Here is a 22,541-nt window from a genome sequence, read left to right on the forward strand (position 1 = left end):
TCGAGAATGAAACAGGCAGAAAAAACATATACCGAAGCAATTGATGTCTTAAAAAAAGATAACGTCAGAATCACAAAACAACGTACCAGCTTGCTAGACATGCTGTTCCAAAAACGAGACTACTATGTACCAATAACCGAAATAGACCACAAATTACGTCAACAATACAATAGAATGAGTTATGACACAGTTTATCGAAACGTAGAAATGTTAGAGGATCTTCACGTAGTAGAAACCAGAATGTTCAACAATGGACTAAGAGCCAAATACCAATGTGATTTCAAACACATAAACCACAGCCACTTCATCTGTGAAAACTGTGGAAGAGTAGTAGAACTAACAGAACCATCAATAGATTCAGTCAAAGCACAAGTTCCCAATTTCAAAATAGAGACCCAAAACTACGAAGTAATGGGACTTTGCGATAAATGCAATCGTAAATAAAAAAAGGTAGAAAACTGTATAAAAACAGCTTTCTACCTTTTTGTGTGAAGCAAATTAATTAAAACTACCCAATTGGTGAGTACTTATATAGAAATAAAAATTTGAGAATTTAGATGGAGAAGTGATATCGATTTGGGGCTCAGGGGTGACATTTTGGTTAGTTTGCGAAGCACACTTAGCAAAAGAGTAAGCTTTGAGATTATTGCGTATTTTGCAATGAGCTCAAAGTTGCTCCACCCCGTTCCAGCCCCCAAAAATCGATATCACTTCGGAATCGCAAGTTACTTCAAAGCCTTAGCAACACTATCCAAAGTACGATCCATCCACTGATAATAGCCCATACCAGAAGGAATAGTCTCAGTAATATAAACAATAGGAATATTATTCTCCTTAGCAGTTTTTACGATCTTAGAAATAACACTGCTAGAAACCTGTTTGTTGATAACAATAAAATCAACATCATGGTTCTTCATTCCGTTTTGCATATCACGAATATCCTTGATCGATGGATCAGTTCCATCTTCGATAGCTTTTGCAAAATGGTTATTGGCCACTTTGACACCGAGGTCTTTCAACATGTAGTCGGGAAGTGGTTCAGAAACATAAGCAGTTTTGCCTTGAGAAACTTTACGGATATCAGCTTCTTTATCGCTTAATTTGTCCAATTTCTTGAGGTAATTATTATAGTTTTTCTTGTAATGCTTTTTGTTTAAGGCGTCCATCTCAGAAACTCGTTGGTACAAAATTTTTGAAAGTGACTTCATGTAGTCGACGTCTAACCACAGATGCTCGTTCTGACCATTTTTCTTATGTAAGATATCTGAGGAAAAGTTTAATAGATCATCTTGGCGATTATTTGACTCAACGATTTTATTTATCCAATCATCGTATCCTAATCCATTTGAAACAATCAAAGATGCCTCTGATACTCGTTTTGAGATCTCAGTTGTAGGCTTGTAACTGTGTGGATCAACATTGACTGATTTGATGATGGAATCAACTTTATATTTGTCACCGACAATGCTTTTTGCCGGCTCGTAGTAGGTGTTAGTCGTGGTCAAAATTTCTTTATTATTGGCAGCTGATTTACTACATCCAGTCATGACCAATAAGAATACCAATAATGATGCTATAAGTAGATTTCTGCGATTCATAATTCCCGTCCTTTTGATTATTTAATGCTATGCACGTTTTAGTTTTGAAACTCTTGAAGGATTTCGTTTAGCTTCTTTAATGATTTTCAACGCGCGTTTTCTAGTTTTAATGTTAGCACTTTGTAATCTGCGTCTGGCACTAGCTAGATCGATTTTTTCATTCATTATTCCGTCTCCCCCCTTTTAAATAGTAACAATTACTATTTAAACATAAAACTCCAAAAATACAAATAGAAATTGAACGTGTGTATTGTTTTTGTAATATTACAATATTCAAGATAATTGCATATTTAAGATTGGCTTAAGGTGACAAAGCGAATATGTAATACATAAAGGAGGTAGCTAATATGATTATTCTTAACTCAGTTAAAGCAGCAGTTAGCACAGGTATCCATACTTTTGGTAATGACGTTTCAGCAGCTGGTCAATTCTTTGATCAAGTAACACGTTTCTAATTCACAAATAAAATATAAAAATAAGTATCATTATCAATTTTTGAGGAGGCAACTTTTATGATTATTCTTAATTCTTTAAAAGCAGGTATCAGTACAGGTATCCATACTGCAGCAAACGATGTATACGCTGTAGGTGATTTCTTTAACAATGTATTCCACTAGGATATAGAATTGTTAATGTTGATAAATAATTTTTGAAAAGTTTACTATGAACAACTTTCAGAATTTGCTAATGCATATATCATGACTCGCAATAACGATATAGGTGGTAACACAACTGCAATTAAAGTTGATCAACAAATTGCCACAAATATTTTGGAACTTTAATTCTAAAATTACGTAAGACATTGAAATTTTTTAGAAAAATGAAGAGTAACCGTGAGGTTGCTCTTTTTTTGTATCAAAAAATTATTGTAAATTGATTTTACTGAAATTATAAATCACTCAATTTGAGTTATATTTATCACGTGATAAGTGTAATAATCGTTGATATTACTGGTTTTCTTGCAAGAATTATAGTGTTATATTCGTTCAATAAAGTTGTGGTATATCTGAAATAGGATAGTTACAAGGGTCACATTATGAGCAGAGTGTTTAATTCTGTTTATATTTTTGATCACTATGGGAGTACACAATTTTAAAAATTCAGTATCAAACGAAAGGATTTTATTTGAACAGTAATTTCTAGAAAAGTAATTGTTTTCATTCTAAAAAAAGAAAATTTATCAGTTAATAAATTAAAAATCACGTCAAATATAGTCACAATAAGTCTTTTATGACGTAATTAAGGGCGAGCTATTGAGGTAATGATGTACTGATAATACAATTTATATGAAGGTTTATATATTGGGAAAAATATTCGCAAAATTTTAATAAGGCGGAGTGATTAGATTGCTAACAAATTCCAAATTGGTGTCCTACCTTGTGGTTCATAAGATTAGACAAAAAGCTATTGCGGATGCATTAAACATTTCCATATCTACTGTTTACCGTAAAATAAAGGGATTAGGATTTACGCAACAAGAGGTTTATGAATTGAATCAAAAGTTGGACATTCCGGTTCATACGTTTTATGACGAAATCGAGGAAACTATCGAGCATAAACACGCTCAATAGAGGGTTTGAAGGATTAACCAATATTTAAAAAGACGACACGTATATGTGTCGTCTTTTTATTTTCTAATTTGTCCGTCACCCTGAACTAAATACTTAGTAGTAGTTAATTCGTTTGCACCCATAGGACCTCTAGCGTGTAGTTTTTGGGTACTGATTCCGATTTCGGCACCGAATCCAAATTTATTTCCATCGGTAAATCTTGTTGATGCGTTGACATAAACGACAGCAGCATCGATCTGCTTTTGAAATTGGCGACTATTTGCGTAGTTTTCGGTAATGATCGATTCACTATGTTTGGTGTTGTACTTATTGATATGACTGATGGCTTCATCAATATTATCAACTACTTTGATAGCAATAATATAGTCGTTATATTCCGTGGACCAATCTTCTTCAGTTGCGGCAATCGCATTTGGTAAAATGCTTTGAACTGTTTCATCACCACGGATCTCAACGTTGTATTTTGAAAGTGCGTCACTGATTTTTGGAAGAACTTCATTAGCAACATTTTTGTGTACGATTATCTTTTCAACTGCGTTGCAAACAGAAGGGCGTTGAACTTTGGCATTGACGATAATCTTAACTGCCTTGTCTAAATCGGCAAATTCATCAACATAAATGTGACAGTTTCCGGCACCAGTTTCAATAATAGGTACCTTAGCTTTATTGACGACCATCTTAATAAACTTACCGCTTCCACGAGGAATCAATACATCAAGATATTCGGACAACTCCATCATTTCTTGAGCAACTTCGTGGCTAGTATCTGAAATCAACTGAACTGAATTTTCATCTAATCCACTTTCTTTAAGCGATTTACGAAGAGTATCTGACAAAGCAATATTAGAGTTGATGGCTTCTTTTCCTCCGCGAAGGAAGGCAGCATTACCAGATTTAAAGCACAATCCGGCAGCATCAACGGTGACGTTTGGGCGAGCCTCAAAGATTATTCCCACAACGCCAAGGGGTACTCGTTCTTGAACGATATCGAGTCCATCTTCAGTCGTCCATCCTCGGTCGATTTTTCCGATTGGATCAGGTAATTCGCTGATTTCGCGTAATCCGTCAGCCATCCCTTTGATTCTATCGGTATCAAGCATCAAACGGTCAATCATTGCTGTTGCCATGCCGTTTGCTTTTGCATTATCTAAGTCGACTTTGTTTGCGGTTAAAATATTCGAAGAGTTAGCTTCTAAATCGTCAGCCATTTTGTTCAGGGCAGCATTTTTTTTGAGAGTACCCAATTGACCAAGTTTGAAAGCTGCGGCCTGAGCATCTTTGCCCATGGTATTCAAATCAATTTTAGTATTAAGATCAGTCATAACTTTCCACTCCTTCACTTGCAACATTGTTTGTAAATAGAGTTCCCACATCATCTCCAGCAAGGATGTTAAGGATGATGCTTGGTTCTTTACCATTGGCTAAAATCATTTCCTGATGATGTTTGAGAATCATTTTGGCAGCCTTGAGTTTGGTAGTCATGCCACCGGTTCCAAATTTGCTACCGTGTCCACCGGCAAGTTCGATGATGTCAGGGTCAATTGCATGGACTTGGTCGATCAATTTTGCATTAGGAACTTTTAATGGATTAGCGTTGTAGAAGCCGTCAATGTCAGACAGCATGATCAGTAGGTCAGCGTCGATCAGGTTCGCAACGATGGCGGATAATTGGTCGTTATCACCAAATTTAGTATGGTGATCCATTTCTGTCACAGTGACAGAATCGTTTTCATTAATAATTGGAATTGCATTTGGTAATGCTAATAATTCTTGGAAAGTGTTCATAACGTTGGTGTGGCTTTCAGGGTAGTCGGTCACATCACGTGTAAGCAGCATTTGTGCGGCAACCATGCCATATTCTTGTAGCGCTTTACTGTAAAGTTGCATCAATTCTGTTTGTCCGATCGAGGCAACGGCTTGTTGTTCCGAAACTTTGTGTGGTCGTTGGTTGAGTCCGAGGACTCCCATGCCAACTCCGATGGCACCTGATGAAACGAGTACTACATCTTTTCCGGCTTTTCTTAGTGTGCTTAATGCGTAGGCTAGTTGTTTGATAACTTGTAAATTTGCTTGGCTGTTATGTCGAATGAGCGTACTGGTACCTATTTTGACGACAATTCGATCGGCGTCGATATTTCGTTTATTTTGCATAATTTGATTTCCTCTTTAGTTAAAAATTTGATTGTAGTATTCCAAATATAATTCCTTTTCGTTTAAAGCAATTATTTTAGTTACACTAGTATTTCTTGGTTCTGGGAGGCTCATCAAATTATTCGGTCGAAGTACATCCAACGCGAAAGCTTTTACGGTAAAACCGTGAGTAACAATGATAATTTTTTCTTCAGGGCATTTGGCAATCATATCAACCATAAAATCGTGGACACGATCGATCACTGATTGGAAAGTTTCTCCTTCTGTAGCATATTTAACGTAATCGGGAAGGACGTCATTCCAATACTCGTTGTACACATCAGGATGAGTTTCACGAAGCTTAGAATTTAGTTGACCATCCCATTGACCATAGGAAATTTCTAATAATCTTTTATCATAAGTAATCGGGAGTTTTTGATCAGCATTCAAAATAGCCGCAGTCTGTTTTGTACGGTTTAAAGGACTGCAGATGATTCTGTCAGCGAAACTAATATCAAAATTATCGGCTAAGTTTTGCGCCTGAGCTTCACCAGCATCATTTAAATTTGTGATTTCGGAATTGATAGTTCCTTGCTTGAGGCCTTGTGCATTGGCTTGCGTCTGGCCATGTCTGATCAAATAAAATTCAGTCATAATTATTTTCCCTCATACTTATCAATATATTAATTATGGTTGGTAACCTAATTATACCCAGTTGACAACAGAATTACTAATTGTTACAGTTGTTTTAAGTTAATTGGAGGTTTTTTAATATGTTTAATAAATACAATTTTAGCCTAACAGTCTCCTCCTTGTCTACACGTATCTACATGTAGGCTTATTAACGTGCATAAACCTCATGTGATCAGTAGACATTTATATCTGTGAGGTTATTAATAATATCGATATTTTCTTATCCTCGCAGACATTAAATTCTGTGAGGATTTTTTAATCTAAAATAATCTAAGGAGCGATTTTTATGACAATTTACAACTTTTCTGCTGGCCCAGCGACCATGCCACAACCAGTGATCCAACAAATCAAAGATGATCTACCTTCATATAAGAATTCAGGAATGAGTGTCATGGAAATCTCTCATCGTTCAAGCCTGTTTGATGGAATTATCGCCGATGCTGAACAAGATTTAAGAGATTTAATGAACATTCCTGATAACTATAAAGTTTTATTCTTTCAAGGTGGTGGAACATTACAATTTACTGCTGCACCATTGAACCTTGCTACAAAGTATCATCGCATTGGCTTGCTAGACAGTGGTCACTGGGCTGATCGTGCTGGTGATGAGGCCAGTCGAGTTGGAGTCAAAGTTGACGTTCTTGATTCGACAAAAGATATCAAATATACCGAATTACCGGTTTTGAAAGATTTGAAACAAGATACTTATGATTACGTTCATATCACAACTAACAATACTATTGAGGGAACTGCTTATTCAAAAATTCCAGATACTGGTGCGACAGAGTTAGTTGGCGATCAGTCTTCGAACTTCTTGGCTCAACAATATAAGGTCGAAGATTTTGGAGCAATCATGGCTGGTGCTCAGAAGAACTTGGGTATCGCCGGATTGACGATTGTTATCGTTAGGGATGATTTGATCGGTAAGGTGAAGAATCTTCCTAGCATGGTTGATTATGAACTATTTGCTAAAAAGAATTCGATGTTCAATACACCTCCCGTTTTTGCAATTTATGCTGCGGGACTAGTTTTGAAATGGCTCAAAGAACAAGGCGGTGTTCCGGAGATGGAACGTCGCAATTTGAAAAAGTCTGGTTTGCTATACGACTATTTGGATAATTCAAAATTATTCACTGCGCCGGTCAAAAAAGCTGATCGTTCATTGACGAATATACCGTTCATCACTGGTGATCCTGACGTAGATGCTGATTTGATCAGCAAGGCTACTGCTGCGGGATTGTTAAATATCAAAGGTCACAGATCAGTCGGCGGGATGCGTGCTAGTTTATACAATGCAATGCCATATGAAGGTGCGCAAGCACTAGTCGATTTTCTAGAAAAATATGAAGCTGATTATTGGAGGACTCACTAATGTATCAAGTTAAAACTTTTAATGCTATTGCCCAAAGCGGCTTGGATGCTTTTACAGATAATTTTCAAATAAATAGTGGCGAAGATCCCGATGCTTACTTGATTCGCTCGGTCAACTTACGCGATGCTGAATTTCCTGAATCTCTCAAGACAATCGTCCGTGCCGGAGCTGGTGTAAATAACGTGCCGGTCCACGCGGCGACAGAACACGGAATTGCAGTGTTCAATACGCCTGGTAGTAATGCCAATGCCGTTAAAGAATTGGTGCTTGGATTGATGATTGCTACATCAAGAAATCTTTTCGCAGCTAATCAGTATTCAAATGAACATACTGAAGCGGATGTTTCTCAACGTACTGAAAAAGATAAGACTAAATTCAACGGTACTGAATTATATGGTAAAAAATTGGCCGTAGTTGGATTGGGACATGTTGGTTCCTTAGTTGCTAACGCGGCCTTGGAGTTGGGGATGACAGTTGTTGGATACGACCCACTGATGTCGACGGATGCAGCCTGGAACATCAACAACCAAGTTAAACGTGCAGCTTCGATTCGTCGAGCTGTTAAGGATGCCGATTTTGTTACAGTTCACGTTCCAAAGAATGATGACACGCTCAGCCTGATCAGTACTAAAGAAATCGCCGCAATGAAGCAGGGCGTGGTTCTTTTCAATTACTCACGAATCGGCATTGCTAATAACAAGGCAGTTTTGAAAGCTGTCCAAGATAAAAAAATCTCGCAATACTGTACTGACTTTGGTGAGCCAATAATTGCAGATCAACCGAATGTTACAATCACTCCACATATTGGTGGATCGACTTTGGAAGCTGAATCAAACGGCGCAGTACAAGGTGCCAATACAGTCATGAATTATTTGGAATCTGGCGACACGACACATGCTGTCAATTTACCAAGCATGAGAATTCCATTTGAAGCTCCATTTCGATTGACAATGATCCACAAGAACGTTCCTAACATGGTTGGACAAATTGCCACCCACTTGGCTGATCTTGGAATCAATATTGAAAACATGTCGAATGCTGCTAGAAAAGACACGGCTTATACAATGATTGACGTTAATACTTTAAGTAAAGCCGATGGGGATGCGTTGGTAAAAGAATTAAATGAAATTCCTGAGATATACCGTGTTAGAATAATTAAACACAATTAAAAAAATAACCTAAGATTGTCAGTTTTAGTTAACTGAGATCTTAGGTTATTTATTTATAGAATTATTATTTTGTCATATCTTTAAGCACGTTATCGATCATTTGTGTATAGGCGATAGGTCCTTTGTATTGCCAACTTGAGTCATTTCCATATTGGAATAAATTACCGTCTTTTACGGCTTTGATATTAGTCCAAATTGGATCCTTGAACATGTCAGCACCTTTGTCACTGTTGACTAGGAAAATATAATCGGCATCAAGCTTTGCCAATTTTTCAAGTGAAACAGATGACCAATCGGCTGTGGCTTTCTTGGAAACTTCTTTGACCAAGCTAGGTTCCTTGAGTTTTAAATCACCATAAAGTAATGAACCACTTGAAGATTTGTCACTTACGATGAAAGCTGAATTGTTGGTTACCCAAACGACAGCAACTGACTTGTTAGCAGCTTTTTTGTCCAAAGTATTGCGAGCTGACTTGAGCTTTTGGTCGTAAGTTTTTAAAACATCGTTAGCCTTATCAGTCTTATTGACAGCTTTGGCAACATCTAGGAATTGATCACGCCAGCTGACATCAGTTCCGTTTTTAACGACGTATGTTGGAGCAATTTTCTTGTATTGATTGTATTTACCATTTTGAACCTGTGAATCTGTACCCATCAAGATTAAATCAGGTTTAGCTTTAGTAACTGCTTCGTAAGGTAGTGAGTAGTCGATGGTTGGAACATTCTTCAAATCTTTTTTCAAATATTCTTGAGTACTTGAGGCGTTCTTAACTGACCATTGAACTACTGGCTTAACGCCAACGGCGACCAAATAATCTTCGAGGTAACTACCGACAACACGTTTTGGATGCGTTGGAACGGTTACTTCATGGCCCATTGAATCCTTCAAATTACGAGTAGAATCGTTTTTACTATTGGAATTACTACAGCCTGTTAAAAACAATGTGAATAACAACGCAATGTACAAACCAACTTTAAGAATCTTGTTCTTCTTCAAATATTCTTCCCCCATGACATTTAAATTATATGTAGATTATCAATGAAAGTGTTACCAAAAGTCAATAGAATACGGTAGAATATATTACGATAATATATGATTAACTATTCCAAAAATATGTATCAAAATATAAATAAAGAAGTGTGAAAACTCATGGATATAATTGAAACTAAGCAAGTTTGCGTAAGTTATGAGAAACAATTAACAATTCATGATTTGTCTATCAAAATTCCAAAGGGGCAAGTCACAACATTGATCGGTCCCAACGGCTGTGGTAAATCCACACTGATTCGGACGATCGCACGACTTTTAAAACCAAGCGATGGCTCGGTCTTTTTAGATAGCGAAAACATCAATGGCAAGAAGACTAGCGATATTGCTAAAGAAATGGCAGTTCTTCCACAATCTAGTGATGTTGCTAATGATCTAACTGTTAAAGAATTAGTGACATTCGGACGTATTCCATATCGTCATCGTTTTTCAACTTTATCAGCAATCGATAAAGAAAAAATTGATTGGGCAATGGAAAAAGCTTCAGTTCAAGACTTACAAAATAGACGTCTCAGCACATTATCTGGTGGTCAACGTCAACGTGCCTGGATTGCTATGGCAATCGCACAAGATACTGACACTATCATTTTGGATGAGCCCACGACATATCTAGATTTGACTCACCAATTAGACGTTATGTTACTGATCAAAGAATTGAATGAAAAAGAACATCGAACAATCGTTATGGCTCTACACGACTTGAATCATGCGGCAAGATTTTCGGACCAATTGATTGCCATCAAGAATGGATTTTTACAAACTAGTGGGACTGTCAATCAAGTACTAACGAAAGATAATTTACGAAACATCTTTGATATTGATGCGACAATTGTTGAAAAAGATAACAAACCTTTGATTTTGACTTATGATCGCTGGAAGAAGGGTGAAGCGGTTTGAACCGAAGAGTAAAATTTTCACTTCAAGTTATCGTCGGTTTAGTTATTTTAGCGATGTTATTGCTACTGAGTGTTCGTTATGGAGCAAATCAAAATAGCGATGCGACAGTATTTAACTCTTTTTTTCATTACGATTCTAGCAACGTTGATCAAAGAATAATCCGTGATATTAGACTGCCTCGAGTTATCGGTGCCATGTTGATTGGTGCTGCCTTGGCTGTAAGTGGTGGATTAATGCAGAGTGTTACTAAAAACCCCATGGCTGATTCTGGTTTGTTAGGGATCAATGCTGGTGCGGCATTTATGTTGACACTTTGTTTTACTTTCTTCCCTAAAATGTCGACTTTGAATACAACTGTTTTTTCAGTTATTGGAGCTGGAATTGCGGCCAGTCTAGTGTTTTCGATAAGTTCAATGAAGAAGTCTCAGATGAGTCCGACGATGTTGGTACTTTCAGGTATGGCGATAAGTGCCTTCTTTACTGCCATCAGTGAAGGGATCGCCTTAGTAGCTCATTTGAAACAGGATTTAGCTTTCTGGCATTTCGGTGGGGTTTCTGCTGTCAGTTGGGCACAATTGTACCGTCTCGGTCCTTGGATCATTATCGGTTTGATTGCGGTCATGTTCATGGCCTCGAACTTAAACTTGCTGACTTTGAGTGATGATACCATCAAGAGTTTGGGTAAAAATACGATGGCCATTCGACTGATTTCGTTGATCTGTGTGGTTGTTTTGTCTGGAATATCAGTTTCACTAGTGGGAGCAGTTGCTTTCGTTGGTCTGATTATTCCTCACATCGCAAAATTTCTAGTTGGAACTAATAATAAAAAAGTCATACCGATGACGATAATTTTGGGTGCTGACCTAACAGTTTTAGCTGACTTAATTGCTAGGACAATCAATCCACCTAACGAAACACCTTTTGGAATAATTATTTCGCTAGTCGGTGTACCTTTCTTCATTTATCTTGCAAGAAAGGACAGTAGCCAAATATGACAAAAAGAATAAAATTAACCACTTGGCTAGTCGTCCTTTGTGCGTTGATGCTGGTATTAGCAGTTATCAACTTGAACACCGGACAAATGAGTATTTCTCCTAGTCAAATAATGAATTTAATAATAGGTAAGGGTTCGTACGATTCTCAATTAGTTATTTTTGATTTTAGACTGCCAAGGATCACAGTTACCTTAGTAGTAGGTTTTGCATTAGCAATTGCCGGAAACGTACTACAATCCACTACCCAAAATCCTATGGCAGATACCAGCTTTTTGGGAATAAATTCCGGAGCAGGAATCGCGGTAATGTTGTTCATGGCACTAGTTAAGAATCAAGATGCCAACTTATTTCTACTACCAACTATGGCGCTTGGTGGGGCATTGTTGAGTACTGTTTTGGTATTTGCTTTTTCCTACAAAAAAGATACTGGAATAACTCCTAATCGCTTACTACTTACCGGTGTTGCTTTGGCTGGACTATATTCATCGATCATGGTGTTATTGACCCTTAAACTTTCTCCAGAAAATTACCAATTCGTGATGAACTGGTTAGCCGGTAGTATTTGGGGAACAAGCTGGGAATACATTGTCATGCTCTTGCCATGGTTCATCATCTGTACTGTATTTATTTTCAGCAAAACTAGAACACTAGATACCTTTAATTTAGGGGATGACGTTGCCCAATCACTTGGTGTAAATTTGAAACGTGAACGAATAGTCTTGATTGGTGCTGCAGTAATTTTGGCTGGAGTCAGTGTTTCCATCAGTGGTGGAATAGGTTTCATCGGGTTGATAACACCTAATTTGGCCAGAAGGGTCATTGGCTTCAAGCACAGTCAACAATTAGTTTTGTCAGGTGTACTTGGTAGTTTCTTCTTATTAGCGGCTGATACAGTTGGAAAATTGATCAGCACGACTTCTGAGATTCCAGTAGGAATTCTGGTTGCCATCATCGGTGCACCATATTTTGTTTATATTTTAATGCGTACCAAATAATGTAAATTGTTGCTAAAATGGACAAACAAGTTTAGAACTTACTATGAAAAGAGGGTGACAATTTGTATAAAGTATTGATTGTTTTACATGATGGTGAAGATTACATCAGAATGAATAAGGTTTATGTCGAAAATATGCCGGTCAAAGGTCAATATATTATCCATTCTGACGGGTTACCCTATTATGTTGAAGAGGTCACTTCGTTTGTTGGCTATGTCAGCAGCAAGGGCGCTACTACTATTATTGTTGTACATCCTGCTGATAAGGATGCGGCAGTAAATAATTTGTATGGTATGAGTATCGAAAACGATTTGGACGATCCTGAATATAATGAGCACTAGTGGTTTTTGGTGGGTGTTGGTTGCCGATTCCGAAGGAAAATCGATTTTTCGGGCTGGAACGTAGGCGACATCGTTTTAAGCTTTCCCAAGTTCGGGGAAATCTTAAAATCGAGTCTTTTTCTAAGTCTCGTTCCTCGACTAAGAAAAATTTGCCTACTGAGCCCAAATCGATTTTCCTTCTACATCTGGATATCATAGGTGCTCTTTTATTCCTTCTCTGGTTTGATATGAGCTTTGATTTAGTTGGTGAGAAGGATTGTAATAGGTGACGAAAAGTCATGGCTGTAAACAAGTTCTGTTTACAGCCATTTTTTTCGACCTTTTACATCAATGATTTTGTGGGTGGATCCCCTATTTTTCTTCATAAAAATTCTTATTTTTTATTAGAAAATTATACTTATGATTTCCTGCAATGTTGATGTCATAATGTTCCTAGTGGTTCTTTTATTAATTTAAGATTAGAAAAATGTTTAATCTATTTTCATAAAACTATTCCAATGTTGTCTTAGTAGTTGTACAATTTAATACAATCACGATATAAAAATGGGTTTGCTATGCGGATTATTCGTATTGCTTACTATCAATGTGGTTAACTTAATAATAAGGATTTATAGGTATATTTTTTTTGCCTTGAATCACTTATACAGGTCAGTTTATAGACGAAAGGGGCGGAATAATGAAGCGTTACTTGGTATTAGAAGATGGCAATATTTATCCAGGACTTGCATTCGGTGCCGAAACTGCCGCAGTGGGCGAGTTAGTTTTCAGTACTGGTATGTCCGGCTATCAAGAATCAATAACAGATCAGTCATATAATGGCGAGATCTTAATGTTTACTTTCCCACTAATAGGTAATTACGGAATCAACCGTGATGACTATGAATCAATTACTCCAACTTGCAAAGGTATAGTAGTACATGAACTGGCCAGACGAGCTAACAACTGGAGAATGGACTTATCACTGGACGAATATTTACAAGAGAGCGGCATCCCTGGTATCAGTGGTGTTGACACTCGTGCTGTAACTAGACATATTCGTGCGAAAGGTGCTTTGAAAGCTACTATTGTTGACGAAGTTACTGAAAACACAGTGAAAGATCTCCAGAACACTCAATTACCAACTGATCAAATTGCACAAAGTACTACACCAAGTGCATATCCCGTACCAACGCATGGTCGCAAGGTTGTTTTGATCGATTATGGTCTAAAACATTCTATTTTAAGAGAATTATCTGAAAGACATTGTAATTTGATGGTCTTGCCTGCTGATGCTACTGCTGAGCAAGTCCTTGAACAAGATCCAGATGGCGTTATGTTGACTAACGGTCCTGGTAACCCTAAGAGTGTACCAGCTACTTTAGATATGATCCGTGAAGTCGAAAAGCATGTGCCTTTATTTGGAATTTGTATGGGACATCAACTTTTTGCTTTAGCTAATGGCGCCGACACTTTCAAAATGAAATTCGGACATCGTGGCTTCAATCATCCTGTTAGAGATCTAACTACTGGTCGAATCGATTTTACCTCTCAAAACCATGGTTATGCTGTTGATCGCAACTCACTTGATGGAACTCAATTAGAAGTAACTCATGAAGAAATCAATGATCAAACTGTCGAAGGATTGAGATCTAAAATTTATCCGGCCTTTTCTGTGCAATATCACCCGGATGCTGCTCCTGGTCCTCATGATGCAGCTTATTTATTCGATAGATTCATGAAGTTGATCGACGACAATAAAGCGAAGGGGACAATCTCAAATGGCCAAAAGAACTGATATTTCAAAAATTATGGTGATCGGTTCTGGTCCGATAATTATTGGTCAAGCTGCCGAATTTGATTATTCTGGAACTCAAGCTTGTTTAGCCTTGAAAGAATTGGGCTACCAAGTAGTTTTGGTAAATTCAAATCCTGCTACTATCATGACTGATACTGAAATCGCGGATAAAGTTTATATTGAACCCATTACCTTAGAATTTGTTTCAAAAATTTTACGTAAAGAGAAGCCTGATGCTATCTTACCAACACTTGGTGGACAACAAGGCTTGAACATGGCAAAAGAGCTTGATGATTCTGGTATCTTGGAAGAACTTGATATCGAATTGTTGGGTACAAAAATGAGTGCCATCGATAAAGCTGAAGATAGAGAGAAATTCCGTTCATTGATGAATGAATTAGGTGAACCAGTTCCTGAATCAGCTATTGTTCATGAAGAAGAAGAAGGAGTTGTCGCTGCTAACAAAATTGGTTATCCAATCATCGTTAGACCAGCTTTCACCATGGGTGGAACTGGTGGTGGTATCGCCAACAACGAAAAGGAACTCCGTGAGATTTTACAAAACGGACTTAGCCTTTCTCCAGTTACTCAATGTATGTTGGAACAAAGTATTGCCGGATATAAAGAAATCGAGTTTGAAGTTATGCGTGATGCCAACGACAATGCAATGGTCGTCTGCAACATGGAAAACTTTGATCCAGTTGGAATCCATACTGGTGACTCGATTGTCTATGCTCCTGTACAAACTTTGTCTGACCGCGAAGTTCAAATGCTTCGTGATGTCTCACTCAAAATTATCCGTGCACTTAAAATCGAAGGTGGCTGTAATGTTCAGCTTGCCCTAGATCCTAATAGTTTCAAATATTTCGTTATTGAAGTTAATCCTAGAGTTAGTCGTTCTAGTGCTTTGGCATCAAAAGCTACTGGTTATCCAATCGCTAAAGTTGCTGCCAAAATTGCTGTCGGCCAAACTTTGGATGAAATCATTAACCCAGTTACAGGTACGACCTACGCTGAATTCGAACCAGCTTTGGATTACGTCGTATGTAAGATTCCTCGCTGGCCATTCGACAAATTTGTCAATGCAGATCGTACACTTGGCACACAAATGAAGGCTACTGGTGAAGTAATGGCTATCGGTAGAAATATCGAGGAAGCCACTTTGAAAGCAGTTCGTTCATTGGAAATCGGTTTGGTTTCTCTAGACAAACCAGAGTTGCACGAGATTTCAAATGAGGATTTGGATCACGGATTAGTTGTTGCTCAAGATGACCGTCTATTTTATCTTGCTGAAGCCATTCGTCGTGGATACAAGATCGAAAAGATTGCCGATATGACAAAAATCAATTTGTTCTACTTGGATAAGTTGTTACATATCGTCGAGATCGAGCGTGAATTACGCGATAATCCACAAGATTTAGATATCTTACTAGACGCTAAAAAGAATGGATTTGCTGATAAATCCATCGCTAAAATTTGGGATGTTGATATCGATTCTGTCCAAAAACTTAGAGAAGATAACAAGATCACACCAGTTTATAAGATGGTTGATACTTGTGCCGGTGAATTCGATTCGCAAACACCTTACTTCTATAGTACTTATGAATTTGAAAACGAAAGTGTAGTCGACGAGAAACCTTCTATCTTAGTTATCGGTTCTGGTCCAATCAGAATTGGTCAAGGTGTCGAGTTTGATTACGCTACAGTTCATTCAGTTAAGGCTATCCAAAAAGCGGGCTACGAAGCAATCGTTATGAACAGTAATCCCGAGACAGTTTCGACTGACTTCTCGATTTCTGATAAATTGTACTTCGAACCATTAACACTTGAAGATGTATTGAATGTTATTGAATTAGAAAAACCAGAAGGTGTCATCTTACAATTTGGTGGACAAACTGCTGTCAATTTAGCAGAACCACTTTTGGCACATGGTGTGAAAGTCCTAGGTACGACTGTTGAAGATATTAACCGTGCCGAAGATCGTGATGAATTTGAAAAAGTTATCGAAGCCAATAACATTGCCCATCCAACCGGCGATACAGCCAGTGATGAAGGCAATGCAGTGAAAATCGCTGAACGTGTAGGATATCCAGTTATGGTTCGTCCTAGTTATGTTTTGGGCGGACGTGCAATGGAAATAATCAATAAAAAAGAAGAATTGAATTATTACATGCACAATGCTGTCAAAGTTTCGCATGATCATCCAGTTCTGATCGACCATTACTTGTTCGGACAGGAATGTGAAGTTGATGCCATTTGTGATGGTAAAGATGTCTTGATACCTGGAATAATGGAACATATCGAAAGAGCCGGAGTTCATTCTGGTGATTCAATGTCAGTTTATCCAGTTCAAACATTGTCTGAAAACGTTCAGAGTCAAATCGTCGATTATACTGAAAAATTGGCACATGACTTGAACTGTATTGGAATGATGAACATTCAATTTGTCGTTCAGGATGATCAAGCTTACGTTATCGAAGTTAACCCTAGAGCAAGTCGTACCGTTCCATTTTTGAGCAAAGTCACCGATATTCCGATGGCACAAATTGCTACAAAAGTTATCCTTGGTCAAAGTTTGAAGTCGCAAGGATACAAGAATGGGGTTGCTCCAGTTGGTAATTTAATCCATGTTAAAGCACCCGTGTTCTCATTCTCCAAACTAGCAGATGTCGATAGTTTGTTGGGACCAGAGATGAAGTCGACCGGTGAAGTTATGGGTACAGATACAACTTACGAGAAGGCACTTTATAAAGCCTTTGAAGCAACCAAGACACACGTTCCATCATCTGGAAAAGTTATTTTCAGTGTTAAACCAGCTGATCTTGAAGAGGCTGCCGGTTTGGCAAAGAGATTTGATGAACTTGGATTTGAACTTCTTGCTGTTGGCGAGACAGCTGACGTCTTAAAACAAGACGGATTAGAAGTTGAAGGCTTTGATGATTCATTTGAAGGTATGATGGATTTGATCGGTGATAAGCATGTCGGTGTTGTCGTAAATACCGTTGATGATGAAGATGCTGGAGATACTGACGGTCAGGTTATGCGTGGAGTTACGACTGAGCATTCTGTTCTGTTGTTTACGGCGTTGGATACTGTTGATGCTGTATTGAAGGTTCTCGAGTCACAGAGTTATTATATTCATTCGATTTAGGGTTATGTTTAGTTCAAGTGCTCTAAAATTGTTGGAATAGAGCTATGCTTGTTTTGCCGCCTGGAGGTTACGTACTGCGGGGGCGGAACGCCATGGGTTGAAAAGGTAGCCAAAGTGCGGTCTACTTTTACAACCTGTATCTAACCTCGGCTCATGCCGAGCTAAGATACATTTCATGGCTGGCTCCCCGCAGTACTCCACCTCCAGGCTAGATTCAGCACTGTTCGAAGTTAGTTAAATATAAAATTTGTGATGGGTACGTTCTGGAGTAATCTGGACGTATCCATCTTTTTTGTTTTGCTATGAGGTTCACTTTAGTTTGTGTGTGAGATTTATGTTGCAAGATCGATTTGATTCATTGTTGGTTTGACTCTAAAATATAAAGTAGATACAATTGATAATGCAAAAGAGTGATGTTACCTCTACGGAGGTCATTGCGGGAAAACCTTCCATAATGTTATGGAAGGTTTTTTTGTGTCAAAGAATCGTCGATTGGTTCTTGTCCCATATTTATTCTGCAATCATGGTTGTATTTTAATTTTTTTAAAACCATACTTTAGTTAATAATTATTTTCATTTGGAGGTTATTTATATGGCTAATGTTTATTTGTCTGCTCGTTTTCCTCGGATTGCTTTCTCTAAATTGGAAGCTAATGGTTTCACGGTTGATTACTATACTGGTAAGGGTTTGATCTCTCATTCTGAATTGCTTCGTAAGGTTGCTTCTACTGATTTCTTGATCACTACTTTATCTACTGTGGTTGATTCTGAAATTATTGATGCGGCTCCTAATTTGAAGCTGATTGCTAACTTTGGCGCTGGTTTCAACAATATTGATACTGAATATGCTAAATCTAAGGGTATCTTGGTTACTAATACTCCTAAGGTTTCTACTAATTCTGTCTGTGAATTGACTATTGGGTTGATTCTTGCCCTGAGTCACCGGGTTGTTGAGGGTGACCAATTGATGAGGTCGGAAGGTTTTCCTGGATGGTCTCCTTTGTATTTTCTTGGTCATGAAATTTCTGGTAAAGAATTGGGTATTGTTGGTCTTGGAAATATTGGTTCGGAGTTGGCTGTTAAGGCTAATGCCATGGGTATGAAGGTTTCTTACTTCAAACCTCATGAATTATCTGAAGATGAAGAAAAGGCTCAGAATGTTACTTATAAGCCTTTTGATGAATTGGTCAAGACTTCTGATTTCATCAGTATTAATGCTCCTTTGACTGACGAAAATCATCATCAATTTAATGCGGATGTTTTCGATAATATGAAAGATTCAGCATTTTTGATCAATGTTGGACGTGGTCCAATTGTTGACGAAAAAGCTTTACTTAAGGCTTTGAAAGCAGACAAGATAGCTGGAGCTGCGCTTGATGTATATGAAAATGAGCCTGACTTCGACAAACATTTTGCTAAATTAAAGAACGTCATATTAACGCCACATATCGGAAATGCAACCGTTGAAGCACGTGATGCGATGGCAAAAATTGTCGCCGATAACGTAATTTTAAGTAACAAAGGTAAGGAACCAAAATACATCGTCAATTAAATCTTCCGTTGACATGAACAGTACTTTAAGTTGTAAAGTTAATGCATTAATAACGTCCAATGGGAGAGCATAATGACAAAAATAGATGCGTTTGCACACATCCTGACACCAAAGCTTTTAGCTAAAATGGAAGCAATTGATCCAACGGTATTTGATAAATTTCCATTTATGAAAAATGAATTCTTAACCGATTTAGATAAACATTTAAAAAGTATTCCTGAAGATGTTCAACAAATATTGTCGTTTGTGAACTTGAACCCAGAAGATTTCACCGATCCAAAGAAAGCCGCAGAGTTGTGCAGAGCTGCTAACGAAGAATTATTGGAAACAATCAAGACACACTATGATAAATTTCCAGCCGGGGTAGCAATGGTACCAATGAATAACATCGATGCAGCAATCAAAATAATCGATGACCAAGTTGCAAGCAAGGATGGATTGGCAGGAATCCAGTTATTCACCAGAGCAATGGGCAAGACAATAGCCGATCCAAGCTACCATAGAGTTTTCGAAAAAATGGTAGAAATAGATAAACCAATCTGGTTACATCCAGTATTCGACCAGAGAAAACCAGATAACAATATAGCATTCAGTTGGGAATACGAATTGACACAAGCAATGAACGACATAGTAACATCAGGATTGTATCAAGAATTTCCAAATATGAAAGTAATAGTACATCACGCCGGAGCTATGGTGCCATTCTTCTCACAAAGAATTAAGTACATAATGACAAAAGAAAATTACGAAGATTTCCAAAAATTCTACGTAGACACAGCAATTTTAGGAAACACAAAAGCCCTAGAATTGGCATTCAGCTTCTTCAAAGCAGATCACGTAGTACTAGGAACCGATTCACCATTCGGAATCCCACCAGCAGGAGCAACCAAGGTAATAATAGAAGCAATAGAAAAAATGGATATTACAGATAAACAAAGAAATAAAATATACCAAGATAACATCACAAAGCTTGCAGGCCTGTAGAGACCGACAAGCTTTTTTGTTTGAGAAAAACAAAATGAGGGCGTTTAATTAGCATGACCTTGACCTTGACCTCGAATTTGATATTGATTTTGAACTACAAATTAAAATCCTTAGAAAGAAAAATCAACCAACCCGACCAACAAAAAAATATAAATTTACTGAGATAGCCTAGTGCGAAGGGGAGGACCGCCGGGGGTGCAGCCGTGGCATTTTAGTTAGCTCGCCATAGGGCGAGGTTACTAAAAGATTGAGTTTTGAGACGTTGCTTGGCTCAAAATCAATCCACAGCGTTCCCATCCCCCGCCGGACCTCCCCGAAGCACGGCAGTGAACGCAAACATCACAGTAAATTCATAAACACATCAAACCTTTCTAAGTTAACTTTAAGGTTTCCCTGCAATAATATGTACTTGTAAGGCGACGACAAAACTTTACATTCCTCATTAAACAAACTCAAAATTCTCATTTAAAATTCGCAGAGTGATAGCTGCAGAATTCTCATAATAAAATAAATAAGCAAAAATTCAATTAAATAGAGGTGTTACTTATGATTGAACCTAAAATGTATTTTCCTGAAGTTACTATAAATAAAATGAATGCTCCGTTTACGATCAAATTGGCTGTAACGAGAAATGACGACGTCATTGATCATATATTGAATACGACCGGCGAGTTAATTGCCGAAGACTTGGATGAAATTGATGATAAGTTTTCACCATTCAAAAGTGATTCATTAGTTTCCAAATTTCATCGTGGAGACTCAGAAAGGTTCTTCCAGGATGAAATGTTCCAAATTGTTTACAACCAATGTGCAATCGCTAAAATTGCTACAGGCGAACGTTTTGACGCTTTTAAGGATAAAATGTTTGACCCAACTGGTATCTTAAAGGGTTGGGCAGTGGAAACGGAATTTCAAAAGAATTTGAAGCCGTTGCTAGTTGATCCTGCTATTGTTGGTGTCTGTTTTAGAACGGGCGAAGGGATGCAACTAGCTTCAAAGGCCGGTAGTCATTTTGATTGGAACGTTGGTATAAAAAGACCGAATAATTCGCATGGTATTATTGCTGATTATCGTATCCAGAATGGTGCGATTGCCACTGCAGTCATGGACGATCAAGAAATTCAAACTGATATCCACCCCGAAAATAATTTCGTTAAACAGATGACGGTTTTGTCAAAAGGATTGACTGAAGCTGCAGTTTTGGCTAAGGCGTCGTTAAAAGATAATACTGTTGATGTTGAAAACTGGATCGACAAGTCTCGATTGTCAGGGCTTCTGATCAATGAAAATGGCAAGTTGTCAGTATTTGAACAAGGTCAATTTGATAATGTTGTTCAAGCACAAATGTAAAAGTTACGATGTACACATACTAATAAAGAGAGCACGAAAAAAGTCAGCTAAAATTTAGCTGACTTATTTTTTTACAATTTAGGACGATCATGTAACGACTTATAATAGTTGCGAATAATGATCAGCGATATGGTTGCAAATGATGAATACAGAAATTCATCACTGCTGTGGAAATATAATGCAATGGAGATCAAACCCATAATCCCAACCAAGATCCAGTATGCAATTTTAAATAATTTATGAGTCATAGGTTAACACCCCCAGTAAATTAGTTACTTACACATTGCTGGTAATTAAGCATGATGATGACCAAAATGATCAAGCCTGGAGCTGAAGAATGTTATTAATATATATAGTGTGACTGAGTCCGAAATAAGTGCTGCCCCAGAATTGACCCCATACCTAATATTTAGGAATATCAACGCGACCATTAGGAAAACTGAAGTTGTATCAACGAATATATTCATCCATCTTGGCATTGTTTACACCCCAATTCTATTTTTTGAAATGAAGGTGATTGAACTTTCTTTTCAAATTATGAACGTTAGTGGTGAAGTCGCTTTGTTCTTTAACGATTAAATAGAGTGTCGTACCGATCAATAATACGATAGCTAACAATACGAGCATTGAGCTATCAGAGTACAACATGAAGAACCATACAATTGAAAGACTTATAATTACCAAGCGAATGAAATAGTCGATCCATTTGTTTTTCATAGCTATCACTTCCAATAATTCTTCATGGAGATAATACAACCATTCGGTCAAAAGTGACAACTAGAAGCTACTGGAAATAAAAAAATAATTATTTAGACCTTGAATTTACACTCTAAGTGCAACACCTTTTATAAATAAAAACTGACTCATCAGAGACAGCGTAAAATGAAGTTTGTCTAGAACAACATTTACGGAGGTCAACTA

22 protein-coding genes are annotated in these 22,541 nt (G+C 37.6%); 13 read left to right on the forward strand and 9 right to left on the reverse strand.

What is annotated here, in order from left to right:
* Positions 1-6: 6 nt before the first annotated feature.
* Entirely contained in the window at positions 7-444 is a 438-nt protein-coding gene (locus EKM63_RS09680) for a Fur family transcriptional regulator (protein ID WP_125706110.1), read from the forward strand.
* A gap of 281 nt (positions 445-725) precedes the next feature.
* On the opposite strand, the gene EKM63_RS09685 is transcribed toward EKM63_RS09680, so the two are convergent.
* Both EKM63_RS09685 and EKM63_RS11355 read right to left on the reverse strand, forming a co-directional pair.
* The gene (locus EKM63_RS09685) at positions 726-1,598 is read right to left on the reverse strand and encodes a metal ABC transporter solute-binding protein, Zn/Mn family (protein ID WP_125706112.1); all 873 of its coding nucleotides are present in this window, start codon (positions 1,596-1,598) and stop codon (positions 726-728) included.
* A 27-nt stretch (positions 1,599-1,625) separates the two neighbouring features.
* Complete coding sequence (locus tag EKM63_RS11355) at positions 1,626-1,763, reverse strand: putative metal homeostasis protein (protein WP_164504947.1); 138 nt, start codon at positions 1,761-1,763, stop codon at positions 1,626-1,628.
* Positions 1,764-2,977: 1,214 nt separating this feature from the next.
* Here EKM63_RS11355 and EKM63_RS09690 point away from each other — a divergent pair.
* Positions 2,978-3,169: a hypothetical protein gene (locus EKM63_RS09690; RefSeq protein ID WP_125706114.1), complete on the forward strand. Its 192-nt coding sequence runs from the start codon at positions 2,978-2,980 to the stop codon at positions 3,167-3,169.
* A 56-nt stretch (positions 3,170-3,225) separates the two neighbouring features.
* Here EKM63_RS09690 and EKM63_RS09695 read toward each other — a convergent pair whose 3' ends face one another.
* The 3 genes from EKM63_RS09695 to EKM63_RS09705 are packed head-to-tail and all read right to left on the reverse strand — an operon-like array spanning position 3,226 to position 5,953.
* Complete coding sequence (locus EKM63_RS09695) at positions 3,226-4,491, reverse strand: glutamate-5-semialdehyde dehydrogenase (RefSeq protein WP_125706116.1); 1,266 nt, start codon at positions 4,489-4,491, stop codon at positions 3,226-3,228.
* Positions 4,484-5,320: a glutamate 5-kinase gene (gene proB / locus EKM63_RS09700; RefSeq protein WP_125706118.1), complete on the reverse strand. Its 837-nt coding sequence runs from the start codon at positions 5,318-5,320 to the stop codon at positions 4,484-4,486. Before proB ends, EKM63_RS09695 begins: the two co-directional genes overlap by 8 nt.
* Before the next feature lie 15 nt (positions 5,321-5,335).
* Positions 5,336-5,953 carry a histidine phosphatase family protein gene (locus EKM63_RS09705; RefSeq protein ID WP_125706120.1) on the reverse strand — a complete coding sequence of 206 codons (618 nt, stop codon included), beginning with the start codon at positions 5,951-5,953 and terminating at the stop codon, positions 5,336-5,338.
* 325 nt (positions 5,954-6,278) lie between these two features.
* On the opposite strand from EKM63_RS09705, the gene serC reads away from it, so the two are divergent.
* On the forward strand, positions 6,279-7,364 hold the full coding sequence (gene serC, locus EKM63_RS09710; RefSeq protein ID WP_125706122.1) for a 3-phosphoserine/phosphohydroxythreonine transaminase: 1,086 nt from the start codon (positions 6,279-6,281) through the stop codon (positions 7,362-7,364).
* Positions 7,364-8,533, forward strand: a complete 1,170-nt coding sequence (locus EKM63_RS09715) for a phosphoglycerate dehydrogenase (protein ID WP_125706124.1) — start codon at positions 7,364-7,366, stop codon at positions 8,531-8,533. The genes serC and EKM63_RS09715 overlap by 1 nt, the downstream gene beginning before the upstream one ends.
* A 64-nt stretch (positions 8,534-8,597) precedes the next feature.
* Here EKM63_RS09715 and EKM63_RS09720 read toward each other — a convergent pair whose 3' ends face one another.
* Positions 8,598-9,530, reverse strand: a complete 933-nt coding sequence (locus tag EKM63_RS09720; RefSeq protein WP_225418293.1) for an ABC transporter substrate-binding protein — start codon at positions 9,528-9,530, stop codon at positions 8,598-8,600.
* A 153-nt stretch (positions 9,531-9,683) separates the two neighbouring features.
* Here EKM63_RS09720 and EKM63_RS09725 point away from each other — a divergent pair, with 153 nt between their 5' ends.
* The 9 genes from EKM63_RS09725 (at position 9,684) to EKM63_RS09765 (ending at position 21,620) form a co-directional block, all read left to right on the forward strand.
* A complete protein-coding gene (locus EKM63_RS09725) occupies positions 9,684-10,478 on the forward strand; it encodes an ABC transporter ATP-binding protein (protein WP_125706128.1) in 795 nt (264 codons plus the stop codon).
* Positions 10,475-11,473: a FecCD family ABC transporter permease gene (locus EKM63_RS09730; protein ID WP_225418294.1), complete on the forward strand. Its 999-nt coding sequence runs from the start codon at positions 10,475-10,477 to the stop codon at positions 11,471-11,473. Before EKM63_RS09725 ends, EKM63_RS09730 begins: the two co-directional genes overlap by 4 nt.
* Positions 11,470-12,468, forward strand: coding sequence for a FecCD family ABC transporter permease (locus EKM63_RS09735; RefSeq protein ID WP_125706130.1), 999 nt, complete (start codon positions 11,470-11,472; stop codon positions 12,466-12,468). The genes EKM63_RS09730 and EKM63_RS09735 overlap by 4 nt, the downstream gene beginning before the upstream one ends.
* Before the next feature lie 62 nt (positions 12,469-12,530).
* Complete coding sequence (locus EKM63_RS09740; protein ID WP_125706132.1) at positions 12,531-12,809, forward strand: LysR family transcriptional regulator; 279 nt, start codon at positions 12,531-12,533, stop codon at positions 12,807-12,809.
* A gap of 676 nt (positions 12,810-13,485) precedes the next feature.
* Positions 13,486-14,583, forward strand: coding sequence for a carbamoyl phosphate synthase small subunit (locus EKM63_RS09745; RefSeq protein WP_125706134.1), 1,098 nt, complete (start codon positions 13,486-13,488; stop codon positions 14,581-14,583).
* Complete coding sequence (gene carB, locus EKM63_RS09750) at positions 14,567-17,734, forward strand: carbamoyl-phosphate synthase large subunit (RefSeq protein WP_125706136.1); 3,168 nt, start codon at positions 14,567-14,569, stop codon at positions 17,732-17,734. The genes EKM63_RS09745 and carB overlap by 17 nt, the downstream gene beginning before the upstream one ends.
* 592 nt (positions 17,735-18,326) lie before the next feature.
* A complete protein-coding gene (locus EKM63_RS09755; RefSeq protein ID WP_125706138.1) occupies positions 18,327-19,286 on the forward strand; it encodes a 2-hydroxyacid dehydrogenase family protein in 960 nt (319 codons plus the stop codon).
* Between the two features lie 72 nt (positions 19,287-19,358).
* Complete coding sequence (locus EKM63_RS09760; protein WP_125706140.1) at positions 19,359-20,270, forward strand: amidohydrolase family protein; 912 nt, start codon at positions 19,359-19,361, stop codon at positions 20,268-20,270.
* A 546-nt stretch (positions 20,271-20,816) separates the two neighbouring features.
* Positions 20,817-21,620 (forward strand): hypothetical protein, encoded by an 804-nt coding sequence (locus tag EKM63_RS09765; protein ID WP_125706142.1) that lies wholly within the window; start codon positions 20,817-20,819, stop codon positions 21,618-21,620.
* Between the two features lie 71 nt (positions 21,621-21,691).
* Here EKM63_RS09765 and EKM63_RS11360 read toward each other — a convergent pair whose 3' ends face one another.
* Genes EKM63_RS11360 through EKM63_RS09775 form a run of 3 tightly spaced genes read right to left on the reverse strand, consistent with a single transcriptional unit; the run spans position 21,692 to position 22,337 of the window.
* Positions 21,692-21,868, reverse strand: coding sequence for a hypothetical protein (locus EKM63_RS11360; protein WP_153454480.1), 177 nt, complete (start codon positions 21,866-21,868; stop codon positions 21,692-21,694).
* Positions 21,869-21,913: 45 nt separating this feature from the next.
* Positions 21,914-22,099, reverse strand: a complete 186-nt coding sequence (locus EKM63_RS09770; RefSeq protein ID WP_125706144.1) for a hypothetical protein — start codon at positions 22,097-22,099, stop codon at positions 21,914-21,916.
* A gap of 16 nt (positions 22,100-22,115) precedes the next feature.
* Positions 22,116-22,337, reverse strand: coding sequence for a hypothetical protein (locus EKM63_RS09775; protein WP_125706146.1), 222 nt, complete (start codon positions 22,335-22,337; stop codon positions 22,116-22,118).
* Positions 22,338-22,541: the final 204 nt, after the last annotated feature.

It is taken from the genome of Companilactobacillus mishanensis (genome assembly GCF_003946505.1).
In the GTDB taxonomy this organism is placed as follows: domain Bacteria; phylum Bacillota; class Bacilli; order Lactobacillales; family Lactobacillaceae; genus Companilactobacillus; species Companilactobacillus mishanensis.